Source organism: Sutcliffiella halmapala (assembly GCF_002019665.1).
GTDB classification, from domain to species: domain Bacteria; phylum Bacillota; class Bacilli; order Bacillales; family Bacillaceae_I; genus Sutcliffiella_A; species Sutcliffiella_A halmapala.
Genome location: NZ_KV917375.1, coordinates 2564934 through 2580427 on the forward strand (window position 1 = coordinate 2564934; position 15494 = coordinate 2580427).

Here is a 15494-nt window from a genome sequence, read left to right on the forward strand (position 1 = left end):
CGAACTAAAATGCTACATTAATTTTTTTACCATAGTAAAATAACTGCTGCCAGGTGGATAATCTTTGATTTCCCCTACAACTTCATAGCCTTTTTTCTCGTAAAACGCCCGTGCTTGAAACTCAAAGGTAGTTAACAGCGCTTTGTTGGCCCCTTTATCCATCGCTTCCTTTTCAGCTTTATCGAGTAGAGTCCCACCTAAGCCATTCCCTCTGTATTCTTCCTTAAACCAAAAATAGTTTATTTCAATCCAATTCCAATAAACCTCAGCAGTTAATCCGCCAATCCATTGGTTATTTTCATCTGAAACCATAATATTTATTGGCTGTACAGAATCCTTCTTCCTGATTGCTTTATGATGATTGGAGTGAACATTGTTAAATTCCTTTATCTGTTCGTTTAAGTAAGTAGAAAACTTATCGTTCTTTTCTAATGAAACTCCAATACTATAATTCAACTTCATTCTCCTCCTTCTGAATCCGCTACCTTTCTTGTTACACAGATTCACAAAAAATTATCGTTTTATTTTTTTGGTCATCCCGATAGAAAATTTTTCAAAACCAATAGATTCATAATATGCCTCTAAGTTTTCAGCACAAAGAAGTTGAGGAATGACTCGATTGTTCTCACAATGGTCAACCATTCTGTGCAACATTTCTTTTCCAATTCCTTTTGACTGAAAACTTGGCAGTACACATACTCCACAAATAACACCAGTAATCACGCCATCTGAAATAATGCGACCCATGCCAATTAATTTTGCATCGTTAAAGGCATAAATAGTGTACCAACTTTGCTTACACATTTGTTCTAACTCATTAACGGTTAAATTAAGTGAATTCCATCCTAATACTTCATATATAGATAGTAATTGAGTGAAATCATCTGGTGGTTCTAATGAAAAATGTATAGTTTCGTTCATAGTAATCTCCTATTTTATTGTTTATTCTACCTATGTATTAACCAATTAAACTCTATAGTTTGACAAAATGCTCTATAGGAGAATATTTTATTAATTCTTTTAAAACAAAGTTTTCACGGTGTATCCAACCGTTTTGAACACACTTATTTAGAGTTTCTTGATTTTGTTTAATAGCATCCTCTAAAGGAACCCATTTAGGCGTAAAGTCTTGTTCTTTTTCATAATCATCTAATTGTTGAGTGCCCTGTTCACTCGTCACTTTACATAAATAATAGTGCGAGGTCATTTGAAAGACGGCTTCTTTCACATACTCATCCTTATATCTTTCTATCACTATACCTATTTTTCTTCCAATTACTGCATTGTGGTACCCTGTTTCCTCTTTCACCTCACGAGCTAAACCTACTGCATGGCTTTCACCTTTCTCTAAACCCCCACCTGGAAATTTATAATCACCTAAATTAGAATGAACCAGCAGAATTTTTTTATCTTTAATAATGATAGCTCTAACTGCTTCTCTATTGTTTAGTTTAGTAGTATCATGATTAGTTTCCTGTATCCCTAACACTTCATTAAAAATCAAAGCTACACCTCTTCTTAAACGAATTGATTGGTAAGTAATTTAGTTTATTATTCTGCAACTTCATTAACTCCATGGAAAATAATACAAATAAAAACGACTTCAAAACTATCCATCATATTACAATTTCAAGTAGAAACTAATACCAGCTCTATCCACCCAACTAAATTTTTCAATATCAGCATTTACCAGTTCAGATAATTTAGTCACTGTTATCCATTTTACATCCTTTGATCCATCACCTTTTATCATTATTTCTCCGCTCACATTACAACGGAAATAAACCCCCATTGAATCAATTGGCCCTTTTGTTGTTTGATAAACAGCGAAAGGCTCCATACATTCAACCTCAGAATTGAAAATTTCGCTTTTACTGATCACCTTATTATCTGAACCAATTATGCTATCCACGTCTAATCCAGTTTCTTCTTTCACTTCTCTTGAAAGACAATCGATTAATGATTCGTATTCCTCTAACTGCCCACCTGGTAATTCAAATAATTGGGGCTGGTTTGGTTTATTTCGCGTTTGAATGATTATTTCTTTTTCTCCCTTGTTATCCCGTTCGATAATTGCTCTTACGTTTACAAACATATTAAGTACTCCAATCTTTTTTAAAATAGAATAGTATCCCTATAGTTGAAGGAGAAAATGATTCACTTTATTCTCAATCAATAATCAATTAAGTCTTTTATTGGATTTATACTCCCCTTGGTTATATCTTCAAAGCATCGGATCACTATTCTAATATTCTTTTTACCTAATTGTACCATTTAAGTGGCATTTCTAGCTAAAATATAGTCTAAAAATTCTTTTTTCGTTCTATGAGCAAATTATGAATTAATCATATTACTGCAAAAAAAGCGCCTATTTCCAATAAATAGAAATAGGTGCTTTTTTTATTCGCTACATGTTTAACGTGACTCTTTTGGTGGTTCACACACATCACATTTACGCTGGGAATTATTTTTAAATTTCGTAAATGTTTTTTCAAAATTACTACCACATGCACATTTAAATAGTAATTTTTGAGAAAAACCGTGATATTCGGTCGAAAGCAATTTGCTTTCCGAATTCTTCTCAACAAATTCTTTAATTTTACTGATTGTCCATCGTTTATTCATTCTCTAACACCTCCATATTTTATCGCTAGGCAGAGGCTTTTCTTGGCATCCGAAATTATGAGCAAAAGTCGTAATTTATCCTAAGTTTCTCATTATAACATGAGCGGGCATACAATAAAACAGCTCGTTATTAGTTAATTGAGTGCTACTTGATACACCGGGACAGTTCTGTTGCTTCTATTATTTAGCAAAACCAAAGAAGCAAAAAATCCGTCCCCAATTCTTCCTTGTTACTGTCCTTTTTTTCGGTATACCACCCGTTAGTTGAAGAAGATTTTACTCTATATACTCAATTAATTTCCGCGGGACTGTTTCAAAAATTAAGATTTCAGGATTCTTAAATGGCTTGTGTTTCAAATACTCATCGAATGTATTCATACTCTCCCAATACTGTTTTATTAAATCTTCTTTAGAAGTTAATCCTTCAGTAAAGTACCCTCCGCCCACATATTCATCTTCTTTATAAGCAAATAAATCATTTGATATATCTAGATTGAAAACTAAAATTTTATCACTAGACACAGTAAATCTAAGGTGAGAATTTACAGGTGGTTCAAATTCAGCACCGAAAGCAATTTTAAAATCAATCCATTTTGGTGAATTTATCGGTTTGAAACGGGCTGTTAATTTTGGAAATAAACTACCACCGTTTGTATACCATCTTGTTACCGTTTTACAATTTAATCCTTCATTTAAAGCATTTTGTGGGCTTATATATATGTCGTCATCTTTTTCATTTATCATATGGTATAAATACAAAACTATCGCCCCCGTTAACTACCACCCTGCTTATTTTTTATTAATACAGATAGGTATGGAACATCTCAATCCATTTTTTTTAAAATAGCCACTTTTACTCGATTGTTACCAATCAAGAACTCTTTCATAATTTCTGTATTTCCAATTATGAGGTTGTTCACGAGTACATTTTTACGGATTAACTCTTCGTTTTGTTGAATTGCTTTCTTTATATCTTCATCTCCATCAAGAGCAAAGTCAACACGGAGATCGATTGGTAGGTTTTGTTGCTTACGCTCATCTTGGATAACACGGATCACTTCTCGAGCTAGTCCTTCGAGGCGAAGTTCTTCTGTAATGGTAGTATCTAAAACAACGTAAAAGTTTTGATTCGAGCCCAAGGATAGTCCTGAATCAGCTACACGATCCACGTTTAAAAGGTCTAGAGGTATGTCTAATACCTTATTACTAGTTGGGACAAGAACCTTTTCATCTTGAATAACTTTTGCTTTTTCCTCATCAGACAACTTTTCTAGATAAGTTTTTACAACGCTAATATTTTTACCAAGAACAGGACCAGCAACTCGGAAGTTTAACTTGACATCATAGCTGACAAAATTATCAGAGGACTCCTTTATCACCACATTCTTTACATTAATTTCATCTCGAATGATGCTACTATACTTTTCTAATGTTTTCCCTACTTCAGGTTTATTTGGGATAACTACAAGCTCAGAGAGTGGCTGCTTTGTCTTGATTGCTTCTGTGTTACGTACACCACGTGCCAATTCCACCACTTGGAGGACAGCATCCATATCCTGTTCTAGCTGTGTGTCTACTTCTTTTTTATCAACTTTCGGGAAATATGCGAGATGAACACTTTCCCCAGTTAAGTTTAAATGAATGTCCTCTGCTAGAAACGGTATAAAAGGGGCTAATAGCTTGCTCATCTGCACAAGTACTTGATGAAGTGTGTGATAGGCAGCTTTTTTGGTTTCTGTCATCCCTTCTTTCCAGAAACGATCGCGGGAACGACGGATGTACCAGTTACTTATTTCATCAACGTATTTTTCCAGTATTTTCGCGGCTTTTGTAAAGTCGTATTCATCCAATGCATCACTTACTACTGAAGTCACACTATTTAAACGCGATAATACCCATCGATCAAGCAGCGTCTTCTCACCTGTTTCCTTTTCATCATAATGGTACCCATCAATGTTTGCATAAAGAGTATAAAACCCGTGAGTATTTACAAGTGTATCAATTACTTTTGATTTCGCCTCAATCACGACCCGCTCCGAGAAACGCTTATTGTTCCATGGTGCGCTGTCAGCTAGAAGTGCCCAACGAAATGCATCCGCCCCAAACTTGTTAACTAGTTCCATTGGATTCAGCGCATTACCTTTACTTTTAGACATCTTACGTCCTTCTTCATCTAAGATGTGTCCTGTTGAAAGAACACGTTTATATGGAACTTTTCCCGTAAACAAAGTTGAAACAGCAAGCAAGCTATAAAACCAACCACGAGTCTGATCAATTCCTTCACAGATTACATCTGCTGGAAATTGTTTCTCGAATTTTTCTTTGTTCTCAAATGGATAATGATGCTGTGCAAACGGCATAGAGCCACTGTCAAACCAAACATCTATTACTTCTGAAACCCGGTTCATTGTGCCTTCACACTTTCCACATTTTAATTGAACTCGATCAACATAAGGTTTGTGAAGCTCCACGTCTCCAATATCACCAATAGCTTTCTCCTGTAAATCTTTCTGACTATGTGGTGCATATTGATGTTCACAAGTATCACAAATCCAGACAGGTAGCGGAGTACCCCAATAACGATTCCGACCGATATTCCAATCAACCATATTTTCAAGGAATTTCCCAAATCGTCCATCTTTTATATGTGCAGGATACCACTCCACCTCCTGATTGTTCTTGAGGAATTGATTTTTCAGTTCAGTAGTCTTAATAAACCAGCTCTCTATTGCATAGTAAAGCAAAGGAGAATCACAACGCCAGCAGTGAGGATAGCTGTGTTCATATTTTTCTTTATGAAAAAGAAGTCCTGCGTTTGCTAAATATTTTACGATATCTACGTCACAGTCTTTCACAAATCGACCTGCATATAGAGGGATATCCTCCGTATAACGACCTTGGCCATCAACAACATTGAAGAAAGAAAGATTATGTTTTTTTACTAAATTATAATCATCTTCACCATAAGCTGGTGCAATGTGTACAATCCCCGTTCCACTCTCAGCGTTTACAAAATCAGCCTCTACAACATAGTGACCACGCTCTGGCTTCATAAACGTAAATGGTGCTGTATAACCGAGATTATTAAACTCACTTCCTTTATGGGTAGAAATGATTTCAAAATCTTCTCCAAGGTTCTTTTCTGCTAATGCTTTTGCAACAATATAAACTTCATCACCCTTCTTCGCTTTTATATAAGTAAGGTTAGGGTTTACAGCAAGTGTTACGTTCGCAGGCAAGGTCCAAGGTGTTGTCGTCCATCCTAAGAAGAATTCATTTTCTTTGCCATTCACTTTAAATTTTGCTGTTGCTGAAAGGTCTTTTACATCTTTATAGCCTTGGGCAACTTCATGAGAACTTAAAGTAGTCTGGCAACTCGGACAGTATGGCGTTACCCGGTGACCTTTATATAGCAGTCCACGGTTATGTAAATTACTTAAGATGTACCAAACGCTTTCAATGTAACGATTTTGAAGGGTGACATAAGGATCGTCCATATCTAGCCAGTAGCCAATCGATTCGGTAAACTCACGCCACTGTTTTTCATAGTTAAATACACTCTTTTTACATTCTTCAATGAACTTCTCTACGCCATACTCTTCTATTTCTTGTTTTCCAGAAATTCCAAGTTGCTTTTCCACTTCAAGTTCTACCGGTAATCCATGTGTATCCCAGCCTCCCTTACGTAATACTTGGTAGCCTTTCATCGTTTTATAGCGTGCAACAAAATCCTTAATGACACGCCCGAGCACATGACCAGCGTGGGGAAGACCATTCGCTGTTGGAGGTCCTTCATAGAATACAAACGTTTCTGCACCATCTCGATTTTCCATTGAACGGTTAAACACACGCTCAGCATTCCAGAAATCTTTCACACGATTTTCACGATCTAAAGCCGCTTCTTTTGTATAGACACTTCGCATTTCATCCACCTCTTTATCTATTGAAATTTTTAACACATCACTCTAGAGATTTTTACCGAAGAAAATAAAAAAATCCGCCCCTGTATAAAAAACAGGGACGGATTGAATCCGCGGTACCACCCATATTCCGTGTTGATTTTACACGGCACTTGGTTAACAGAACGTATAACGGCCGTCTACCGGTTCTCCCTAATTTAGACATTTCAGGAAAACTTCTCGAAGATGATTTTCAGCTTTAATATGTCATCGCATTTCAGCTAACAGCGACTCTCTGGGGACAGGGATTTTAGCCTACTCTTTCTCGTCATTGAAATTCAGTTAATTACCAATATGATACATTTTAATTTAATGAATGTCAAAATTTTTCGTTTATTAAACACGAAACAAGTAATGGTTTACAATACTTCAATTAGGTTAACAATCATCTTGCATCCGTTCTTACTATAAATGCAAATAAAGGAGTAGAATTTTCTTTATTAGTTTGAACAATGAAGCACCTTAGTGTGTTTCCTTGTGAATAATCTTCACTATCAGAGCTAAAATTTATCGCATTGTTTCTTTGTAAAGTAATTAAAGATTCCCCGTTATTAACCGGAATAGTAGATACTTTCGCAACATCCTCAGCATATTTAAATTCCCCAGTTCTAGCAAGAATATAGTCATATACTTCGATTTCGTTCATATCTGAATAAGAAGTTTCTATAAAAATAGTTTCATTTAAAGATACATAGGTCAACTCTTCCCAACCAATATCATTAATTACTTTTTTATGTACTTCTTCTAAATCTTTCATAGTTTGACCACTTATGTTTTCATACGAGATAACTTGAATATCCTGATTTCCGGCAATAATCTTAATTTGTGATTTTTCAGTGATACCTACACTACAACCAGACAGAATAAACGCTGTTAAACATATTGAAAAAACAAATAGCATTTTTATGCTACATTTCATTACCATTCCCCCATTTTATACAGTTTTTTGTTACTGCTATCTTATATATTTCCAATCAAGAAGAAACTAGCGATTGTATTTGGCAATTAAAAATGATGTTTACGGAAGTATATTTTTTGAATATAAATTAAGGCTTCATATACAAATAATGCATAAAATCTTGTATATAAAGCCTCATTTATAATAATTACTTATTAAATTAAAGTGCCCTTTTGCGGAATAACCACCAATCCATATTTGTCATTCGTATGATGTATTGAGCTCTCGTTCTTCGTTAGCTTAACGAGGAGGCCTTGATTTTTTCTTGTTTGAGATTATTATTTGCTTTTCATTTTTAGACAAAATCCAGTCTGCAACCAATCGCTGCTGCTTTTTTCAACCCGTCTTGTCCTCTCTTCATATCAGTCTATGAACAGGGCGGAAAGGCTGCCATAAAGAAAGGAAGGAAGCCGTGTTTTCCGCGCAGCTTCCGTCTCGATCTTCCGAACAACTAACTCAAATACCGATTTCGGATGACCCCCATATGATGAATCTCGTGTCCTGCGATGCCGTACGCGAGGGCACGCGCCGTAATGCTTGCGTTGTTGGCTGTGCCTTTGCGGGACCACGCCTCCGCCGGTAACCCGCGCAGCAGTGTGATCGTCGATTGCCGTACGGCCCGGTAGTCTTCGGCCAATTGCGCGGTTGTCCAGCTTCCGAAAGGAGGCATGAACAATTCCTGGTCGAAACCGGACAGAGGCGTCTGGTCCCCTCTTGCGAACCGGAGCAGGCGGTAGGTCATGACGCGTTCTCCGTCTGCGATGTGGCCCACCACTTCTTTCAGCGTCCATTTTCCTTCCGCATACCGATACGCGCCATGGCTTTCGGTCAACGATGCCAGCAGCTCGGTCATTTGCTTTTCCTGGGCGAGCAGAATGTCGATGATGTTGCCATCCGGCACCAACCGGATATACTTTCCGAAGTCTCCGGCATATTCTTCTTCTGACGGTCTTTGATTCATGCGTAATCACCTCTCTATGGAGTTATAGAAAATTAAAATGCTCTTTCCAATGCTCTACCGCGTTTTTTTGCGAATTTCGTAATTTCGGCATGTATAATGAATTCGCGAAAGGATAAAACTTTCCTTCCAATAATTGAGTGTACGCAACCACTTAGTTAGTAAGTAACTCTTACCAAGTCTGTATAAAAATTAGTACCTATACAATATCATTATAAATTTTATTACATAATCCTCTATAAACATACTGCCAAAACATACATAAATTAAATGCCAGAAACAACTAGCGATTTAACTCCCTTTTTTCAAATCAATCTATGGAATATGAATATATAAGAAAACGACCAGACATCAATCTAGTCGTTTTGGTAATTACAAAGCTATCATATATGTCAATTTAATAGGCGATTTACACTTATTTACTTTTTGTACTCCAATCCAAAGTCAATTTTTAACATCTAACATATTTACGTTTAAAACCTATCCGCCCTTTATCCATATCTTTTTGAATACTCTCGTAAGGATTTAGGAGACTGCTTTTTTTCTTCTCTCGTTTGACTTCTGCTATCCCTACTGCCTTTGCGGTCTCAACCGCTTTTTCATTGAGCGGCACATAAGAGATTCCAACTGTGTATAGAAAATTATTCATCGCAGATTTCGTTCGTTCTGGTGAATCGTGAATCGTATTTTCAACTTTATCAAGCATATTGGAAATCTTGCCTTCGGAGAATTCATGGTCTTTGCGATTTCCCAAAAGCCAGCAATAGCAACTCCAGCCAGCTGACATTCTCAGCTCTTCTCCACTTGCAATCCATTTATCAGCGACACTTTGGGCAATATCTGACTCTGATAAAGTTACTGCCACCACATAATCGGACAGCATATAGAAATACGCTGCATCCATCCAACGATCAAAATCTGACTCAGTCATAGCTTTTGGATCTGCAATAATGCCTGCAAAGTACATGGCATCATAGTTACCTGTTGCATAAAGCTCTTCCGCTAACGGTTGATTTATTTTTATTTTCTTTGCGATTGGTTTCATCACTCCAGTCGCCACACCAAAAAGCGGCTCGTGCGCACCATTAGATATGTACATTTTTTTCATTCTTTCCTTACCTAAAGCTTCAAGCTCTTGCATAACTGTTTCGAAATCCATCGTTTTACACTCCTTTTCTTACTATTATTACCGAGACCGCCATTGGCTTATCATCATCATTATAATTCATGTTGCATACTGCTCTACTTTATCACAATTCAAAGTAAGGATAGTCAAAGTCATTATTATTAATCACTACATCCGCATGTAGGTGCGGGGAATGCTGATCCAAATAGAGTTTCGACGCAGCATGATAACGATGAAGGAACATCTTATCCGCTTTTTCGTAACTGCCGAAATTCGCTTCTTCTCTTTTAGCCCCTCTTTTTCTAGCAATCTCAAAATCAGTGTTTATCAAAATTTTAAAATCATAAAAATCGCTTAACTCTTTTTTGAATAGAAAAGTCCCATCTATAATAAATAACGAATCTCTATCGGCCACTTTTGCGTCTTGAGTAACAAATTCATCCTTTACTAAATCTAGCGACATGGTTTGATAGTGGCGACTTCCCTCTGGTCCCAAGGGGAGTAGCATCTTCTCTTTAAAGGATATGTAATCATGGGCATCCTCGTAATACCCTTTCGCCGATTCTTTGCCTTGTCTATATCGTATCACTCTTGGATTATGAAAATGATCAATGCTAGTCCTAACCACATTCCTTTTTCTAACCCGAAGTGCGTCCGCAAGTTCATCGGCAAATGTACTCTTTCCAGATGCTGTTATCCCGCTGACTCCAACTCTAGTAGGATGAGGGAGCTTTAAACTTTCTATTCTATTGGCAATCTCAGAGATAAGTTCTACACGCAACATTGTGTTCCCACCTTACATCGAAATGATTTCAGCCCTTTACTTTAGGATATTAAACAATTCAACATTAAACTTCGTAAGCCCTTCTTTTATATAAAAGGCTATGTTAATGTTTAATGTTGATATTTATAGAAAAAACAGAACTTCCATCTAATTGGGAGTTCTGTTTAGTTTATTGCCTTATATAACTAACTTTCCCGTTAGTTATATAGGAAGAATTACACAATAATTGCATATTAAGTGATGTGACGACAAGTCATTGTTTCTTACTTTTTCGTTCTAAAAGTATAGGTGTTATATTTAGTAAGATAGAAACAATCGTCAAAAACCATAATGCCCTCTCCATACCAGGTACTACATCCAATAAAGCTGCCCAATCTTCCACTTCTACCCAATCCGATACAAGACTGTATTCTGCACAAAGTGTTAATGCTGTAAATGATAATCCCATCGCCATAGCAAGCTTATAATCCTTTCCTGCTGCATACATATAAAGATTTATAAAAGTTACTACTATTGCAATAACCCCTAATATTACCCACATAACTATTCCCTCCATATATTTTTATTTATACCGTGCAATAATACTAATGTGCTTCATCTAAATTTTTTGCATTATTTATTATCAGACATTAATACGTCTAATCTTGTTTTGCAGTAAATGCTCTTCCTTTTGTGATTTCTTATTGAACAAACCTGTACTGTTAGTTGAATAAAGACATAACCTTTATATAGTAAACTTAGATAATCTTAGTTATCATATGTTTCGACAATTGGAATTAAATTCCCTTTAATTATCATATCATTGCCCGTAACTTCATTAAGTTGATGCTGGATAATTACAAGCAATTGGAACCACGCAAGGTAGTTATCAAGATATAAAGAAAGATCTGCTCAATAGCAGATCTCAGTTTGTAGAGAAAAGGGTTCGGCATGGTTTCAAATACGATCCATTTTGGAAAGAGAAGTGGGATAAATGATAGAATATAACTAACCTCATTAACTGACTTTTTGTGGACTAAAAAGGGGGCCAGCCCTTCTGCTCCTTGCACTATTAATAAGTCCTATTTGCAGAAAAAATATTACTATTATTATGAATCCCTATGTTCATACTCCAATAGTTTGGAACCCCATGCATTTACTTCTATTTTTATTGTATCCGTACCATTGGGCGAATTATGAGCTCCTACATATGTATGGACCTCCACTGTCACATTATATGAACCACCTTCTCCATATAACTGTTCTACTTTAAGTATTTTTGTATCCCAAGGTGCCCATTGTCGCTTTCCCCCTGGTTTATCCTTATAAATTTCTTCCATTGCCTCGAATATTATAGGTCCTAAACTAACAATTAGTGCATACCTTATTTTTTCACAATTTTCTTTATCTAGTTCTACGTTATTCGCTTTAGTTTGAGAAAGAGATAAATTAAAGGCTATTAGAAATGCTGTAAAAATTATTATATAGCTTCTTATTTTTCTCATAAAACTCTCCTTACTATTAAGTTTCTTTTATTTTCCCAAAGTTAACATCTATCATAAATCCACTATTGTTTCTCCATTCAAAATTATTCCAAAGTTAAAACCACTCGTAATCACGGAAGGTTTACTCTATGGCGAATCTACTCTGAAATTCATAGAAACTTTTCCCTTCTGTTTTCTATGAAGGACATAAGAGGGAAGGTACTAAAAATCATATATTTAGCTACACAATATCCTTTATAGACAGAAAAAACCTCTATAATCGAACTGATATGGAGGTATTGACTTTATTTCTTCTACATCTACCTTTATCCACTTTCTACTAGTTCTATTTACTTTTTCCATAATATTATTTCCATGTTTGTTTTTGAAAATAATGTAACCGCCATTTTGTTCTTTGTTTATAAATACAAATTTCACACCGTAATATTCACCTACTAACTTATCGGTCAAACTTGAAATCCTTGTATCGTATTTGCCTAAGTCATGATACAGTTTTTCAATATCATCATGAGAATTATATTCAGTATACTTAGTAGTATCAAAATTAAAACTCTTTATTAGATCCTGTTTTATTTCATTAATATAATACTCCCTAAACTTTTGGGAAACTTCCAGGCATGTGTCGCTGACTTTGAATTCCGACCCGTACACATAAATCGGATTTAGGATATACACTGATAATAAAATAAATACAAATTTGTACATTTAAACACCCCTAAACTATACGCATTAGGTTTATCTTGTCACTAATTATTAAGAACAATTCTGTAAAGTTAACTTACTTACTAATAAAGGTTGGGTAATTGATCAAAGAATTTGAAAAGCAACAGAAAATTGTGATTAATGCAGACTTTCATACGTTTCTTCAACCGGAAGGAAATGTAACAATAGGATGCAAGGTAATGCTTTCTATACACATGGTGTCAGCATTGTGGATTTCTTCTTCAGGACATTGAAAAAGAAACAGCTGTATTCCAGAAAATCGTTGAAACAATCAAAGACTAACAATGGCAACAAAAACAACACCTGTATTGCCAAATAGTTGCGGACATGATTGCTGGGACATACTCTTTAACTAGTTTGCATATTGTTCTTATAAAAGGGGCGAGTTTCTTGCATGAATTGCTAAAAGTTGTTTTTAGATTATTGGAGATCTTGTTTTTCTTAATAATAATAGGTTTTTTATTTACAGAAGCTGTCTTGACAAACACATATGAGAGTTTCAGAATAAAACTTGGAGGAAATGTTTGGTGAACTGGTTCGGAGTTTCTTACATCCTATTTGCCTTATATGACATGGCAGTTGGTCTATTAGTAATGAAAGGCAATGCTCTTTATAAACTAAGTCTTTTTTCTGTATTTTTCTGGTTGCTATTTTTGACTTCCGTTTTTACTATTTTGATACCGTTCGTGAAAGAGGAAAATCCCTTCTGAAGCTTGAGGTAATGTTACAGACAGTTTTTTGAATTCTAAGGTTGAAACATTAACAGTAAAGTTTATCGTAAAATTGGAGACATATTTCAATGAAAGTCGAATTCACTCTGAAATTAAGTGAATCTTTTCCTCTCTGTTCCTAAGGACAAAAGAGGAAAGATACTAAAGTTCAGCTATCAAGAGACTCATTATCCTTTTTATAATTTTCTCTCTCATAATCCATCGCTATTTCAAGCATTGATATTCCTTCATTTTTCCAGTTATCCCCCATTTCTCTAACTAAAACTAATAAAGGATACATGCTACATGGGGATAGTTTAGTCGCTTCTTTTGTTTAGCAAAGCAAAAGGGTCAATCCCTAATGCTTAAAAAGTACCATTTTATTGTCTTAATGTCGACTTATTAGATAGACTCGTTTACTAATATTGTATAAAAAACAAGTTAAGGCATTAACTTATAAATTTCCTTTATTTTATCTGTTGTTTTCCTTTCTACGATAAGTATATCTTCATCCTCATAAACAGAATATACTTTTGAACCTTTTTCTAGTTCACTAGCATATAAATGACGTCTAGTTTTTTTACTAGTCTTCTTAATGACACCAACTTCTTCTTTAATTGTATATTTTATATTTTTGTTACTTTCTATATCGTCTACTCGCCCCATTCCTTCATAAGTTTTACCGTCAAAATTCAATAATCTTGCCGGTAATCCTGAATCACTTTGACTACATGAACTTAATATAAACAATATAACTAGCACTTCTAGTATTTTTTTCATTACCTTTACTCCTTCCTTTTTCAGGAATAAATATAATGTTAGTTAAAAGTATATATTCTGAAAAATTGTGACTTAGTATCGTGTTTGTAGCAGCCTAAATCTATATTGTCCTTCATCATTAATTGAATTTCATCCTTTAATGACAATGCAATCCACTCCTAATTTTCTAAACTACAGTCCTAGTAAGGGTAAAACTATTTTGCATAAAGTAATGGTTGAAGGTCTGTTTCAGAATAGTACCTAATAACCTTATCTTTTCTTTTAGCGTATTCAATTTCGTTTCGGGTACTTTTACCTATATATTTATCAACATCTATAACAAAAATTTCATCACTCATATCAATTTTCCGGAAATGCATTTGTTCAAAAAGTACTTCTTGCTCTTTTGATAATATTATATTCTCACTTTGGTCAAAGAAACCAAGGCTGAGAACAATATTACCCTGATAAGTAAGAGTTGCTTCTGCTTCTCTAAACTGTTTTTTAAATTTTGTAGATCCACATAAAGTAATAACTTTCATTCTTTCACCTCTAACTTAATTTCAATAAATTTTCGATAAACTAAGATAAATTCCTTTTAAATTAATCTACCAGTTAATTTAATAACTTCTACAAAAAACGGCACTTTTCCTTCTTAAGAAAGTACCCTTTAGTTTAATATCATTTATTATTTTTTCACAACATAAGTGATAGCATTTGTTTTAGTTTGAAACCCTTTTCTAGTGAATCCGTATATTTAAATGTAGGAAGTACAGAACTATTAATGGACTTATTTACAATAGGAGGTAATGTTTTATGCCTTTTGAAACAATAATTACAGTTCTCATTGGGATTTTTGTTATGGCTGTGGGATTCTTGGTGCTGAAGAAAAAAGCCCTATTTCTGATAAATCTTGTTTTATGGAATAGTGTTACAGGTGACGAAACCCTTTTATCCCGTATATTCGGAAGTATTCTGTTAATTGCAGGACTTATTGTAGTCATTCTGCCATTAATACTTTAAATAAATTAATATAATAAATTTGATGTCATTGGAACTATGACTCTCTCCCTAATCGGTTATACTCGCCTACCACCTAGGGAATCTTAGGGTCTGTATAGGCAGTAACATAGATTAAAGGAAATTCGCCTTTTTGTTCAACTAATCAAAGAAGTTCATAATAACCCTTACACGACCCTTTGGAAGTGCAAGGAATAGGTGAGAATGAAATTACTAATTCAATTTTAAATATAACTTCTACCCCAGGGTGCGGCAATAATTGAAACCTCTTGCACTAGTAGCTCTTCTGGTGTACACATACACAGAATTAAATAAAAATGAGCGAAAATAGTAAGGATGCAAGAATATAAACATTTATAAGAAAAATGGAAAGTTTGGCCATGCTTTT

At 34.9% G+C, this 15494-nt stretch carries 18 protein-coding genes, 1 pseudogene and 1 other annotated feature; of the genes and pseudogenes, 2 read left to right on the forward strand and 17 right to left on the reverse strand.

What is annotated here, in order from left to right:
* Positions 1 to 12: 12 nt before the first annotated feature.
* From BK580_RS12575 to BK580_RS12640, 15 genes and pseudogenes are all read right to left on the reverse strand, one after another.
* A complete protein-coding gene (locus BK580_RS12575) occupies positions 13 to 456 on the reverse strand; it encodes a GNAT family N-acetyltransferase (protein WP_235864041.1) in 444 nt (147 codons plus the stop codon).
* A 57-nt stretch (positions 457 to 513) separates the two neighbouring features.
* Entirely contained in the window at positions 514 to 921 is a 408-nt protein-coding gene (locus BK580_RS12580) for a GNAT family N-acetyltransferase (RefSeq protein ID WP_078380681.1), read from the reverse strand.
* 52 nt (positions 922 to 973) lie between these two features.
* Positions 974 to 1504, reverse strand: a complete 531-nt coding sequence (locus tag BK580_RS12585) for an NUDIX hydrolase (protein WP_078380682.1) — start codon at positions 1502 to 1504, stop codon at positions 974 to 976.
* A gap of 117 nt (positions 1505 to 1621) precedes the next feature.
* Complete coding sequence (locus BK580_RS12590) at positions 1622 to 2095, reverse strand: NUDIX hydrolase (protein ID WP_078380683.1); 474 nt, start codon at positions 2093 to 2095, stop codon at positions 1622 to 1624.
* A 320-nt stretch (positions 2096 to 2415) separates the two neighbouring features.
* On the reverse strand, positions 2416 to 2625 hold the full coding sequence (locus BK580_RS12595) for a hypothetical protein (RefSeq protein WP_078380684.1): 210 nt from the start codon (positions 2623 to 2625) through the stop codon (positions 2416 to 2418).
* A gap of 276 nt (positions 2626 to 2901) precedes the next feature.
* Complete coding sequence (locus tag BK580_RS12600) at positions 2902 to 3384, reverse strand: hypothetical protein (RefSeq protein ID WP_078380685.1); 483 nt, start codon at positions 3382 to 3384, stop codon at positions 2902 to 2904.
* A 65-nt stretch (positions 3385 to 3449) separates the two neighbouring features.
* Positions 3450 to 6548 carry an isoleucine--tRNA ligase gene (ileS, locus tag BK580_RS12605; protein ID WP_078380686.1) on the reverse strand — a complete coding sequence of 1033 codons (3099 nt, stop codon included), beginning with the start codon at positions 6546 to 6548 and terminating at the stop codon, positions 3450 to 3452.
* Between the two features lie 90 nt (positions 6549 to 6638).
* Positions 6639 to 6865: a binding site (T-box leader), on the reverse strand.
* A 104-nt stretch (positions 6866 to 6969) separates the two neighbouring features.
* Positions 6970 to 7503, reverse strand: a complete 534-nt coding sequence (locus tag BK580_RS12610) for a hypothetical protein (RefSeq protein ID WP_078380687.1) — start codon at positions 7501 to 7503, stop codon at positions 6970 to 6972.
* 490 nt (positions 7504 to 7993) lie between these two features.
* Positions 7994 to 8503 (reverse strand): DinB family protein, encoded by a 510-nt coding sequence (locus BK580_RS12615; RefSeq protein ID WP_025025942.1) that lies wholly within the window; start codon positions 8501 to 8503, stop codon positions 7994 to 7996.
* A 448-nt stretch (positions 8504 to 8951) separates the two neighbouring features.
* Positions 8952 to 9659, reverse strand: a complete 708-nt coding sequence (locus BK580_RS12620; protein ID WP_078380688.1) for a DNA alkylation repair protein — start codon at positions 9657 to 9659, stop codon at positions 8952 to 8954.
* Positions 9660 to 9750: 91 nt separating this feature from the next.
* Complete coding sequence (locus tag BK580_RS12625; protein WP_078380689.1) at positions 9751 to 10410, reverse strand: nucleoside/nucleotide kinase family protein; 660 nt, start codon at positions 10408 to 10410, stop codon at positions 9751 to 9753.
* Positions 10411 to 10663: 253 nt separating this feature from the next.
* Positions 10664 to 10951, reverse strand: coding sequence for a hypothetical protein (locus BK580_RS12630; protein WP_078380690.1), 288 nt, complete (start codon positions 10949 to 10951; stop codon positions 10664 to 10666).
* A gap of 183 nt (positions 10952 to 11134) precedes the next feature.
* Positions 11135 to 11286: pseudogene (locus BK580_RS23340) on the reverse strand (IS1595 family transposase); the annotation flags it as partial.
* 212 nt (positions 11287 to 11498) lie between these two features.
* Positions 11499 to 11894: a DUF3888 domain-containing protein gene (locus BK580_RS12635; RefSeq protein ID WP_078380691.1), complete on the reverse strand. Its 396-nt coding sequence runs from the start codon at positions 11892 to 11894 to the stop codon at positions 11499 to 11501.
* Between the two features lie 234 nt (positions 11895 to 12128).
* The gene (locus BK580_RS12640) at positions 12129 to 12599 is read right to left on the reverse strand and encodes a hypothetical protein (protein ID WP_078380692.1); all 471 of its coding nucleotides are present in this window, start codon (positions 12597 to 12599) and stop codon (positions 12129 to 12131) included.
* A gap of 545 nt (positions 12600 to 13144) precedes the next feature.
* Between BK580_RS12640 and BK580_RS23345 the strand changes: the two genes are divergently transcribed.
* Positions 13145 to 13327 (forward strand): hypothetical protein, encoded by a 183-nt coding sequence (locus BK580_RS23345; RefSeq protein ID WP_139364888.1) that lies wholly within the window; start codon positions 13145 to 13147, stop codon positions 13325 to 13327.
* 441 nt (positions 13328 to 13768) lie between these two features.
* On the opposite strand, the gene BK580_RS12650 is transcribed toward BK580_RS23345, so the two are convergent.
* Together BK580_RS12650 and BK580_RS12655 are read right to left on the reverse strand one after the other, a co-directional pair.
* Positions 13769 to 14107 carry a membrane lipoprotein lipid attachment site-containing protein gene (locus BK580_RS12650; RefSeq protein ID WP_078380693.1) on the reverse strand — a complete coding sequence of 113 codons (339 nt, stop codon included), beginning with the start codon at positions 14105 to 14107 and terminating at the stop codon, positions 13769 to 13771.
* A gap of 194 nt (positions 14108 to 14301) precedes the next feature.
* Positions 14302 to 14628 carry a hypothetical protein gene (locus BK580_RS12655; protein ID WP_078380694.1) on the reverse strand — a complete coding sequence of 109 codons (327 nt, stop codon included), beginning with the start codon at positions 14626 to 14628 and terminating at the stop codon, positions 14302 to 14304.
* A gap of 274 nt (positions 14629 to 14902) precedes the next feature.
* Between BK580_RS12655 and BK580_RS12660 the strand changes: the two genes are divergently transcribed.
* The gene (locus tag BK580_RS12660; RefSeq protein WP_078380695.1) at positions 14903 to 15109 is read left to right on the forward strand and encodes a hypothetical protein; all 207 of its coding nucleotides are present in this window, start codon (positions 14903 to 14905) and stop codon (positions 15107 to 15109) included.
* Positions 15110 to 15494 lie beyond the last annotated feature (385 nt).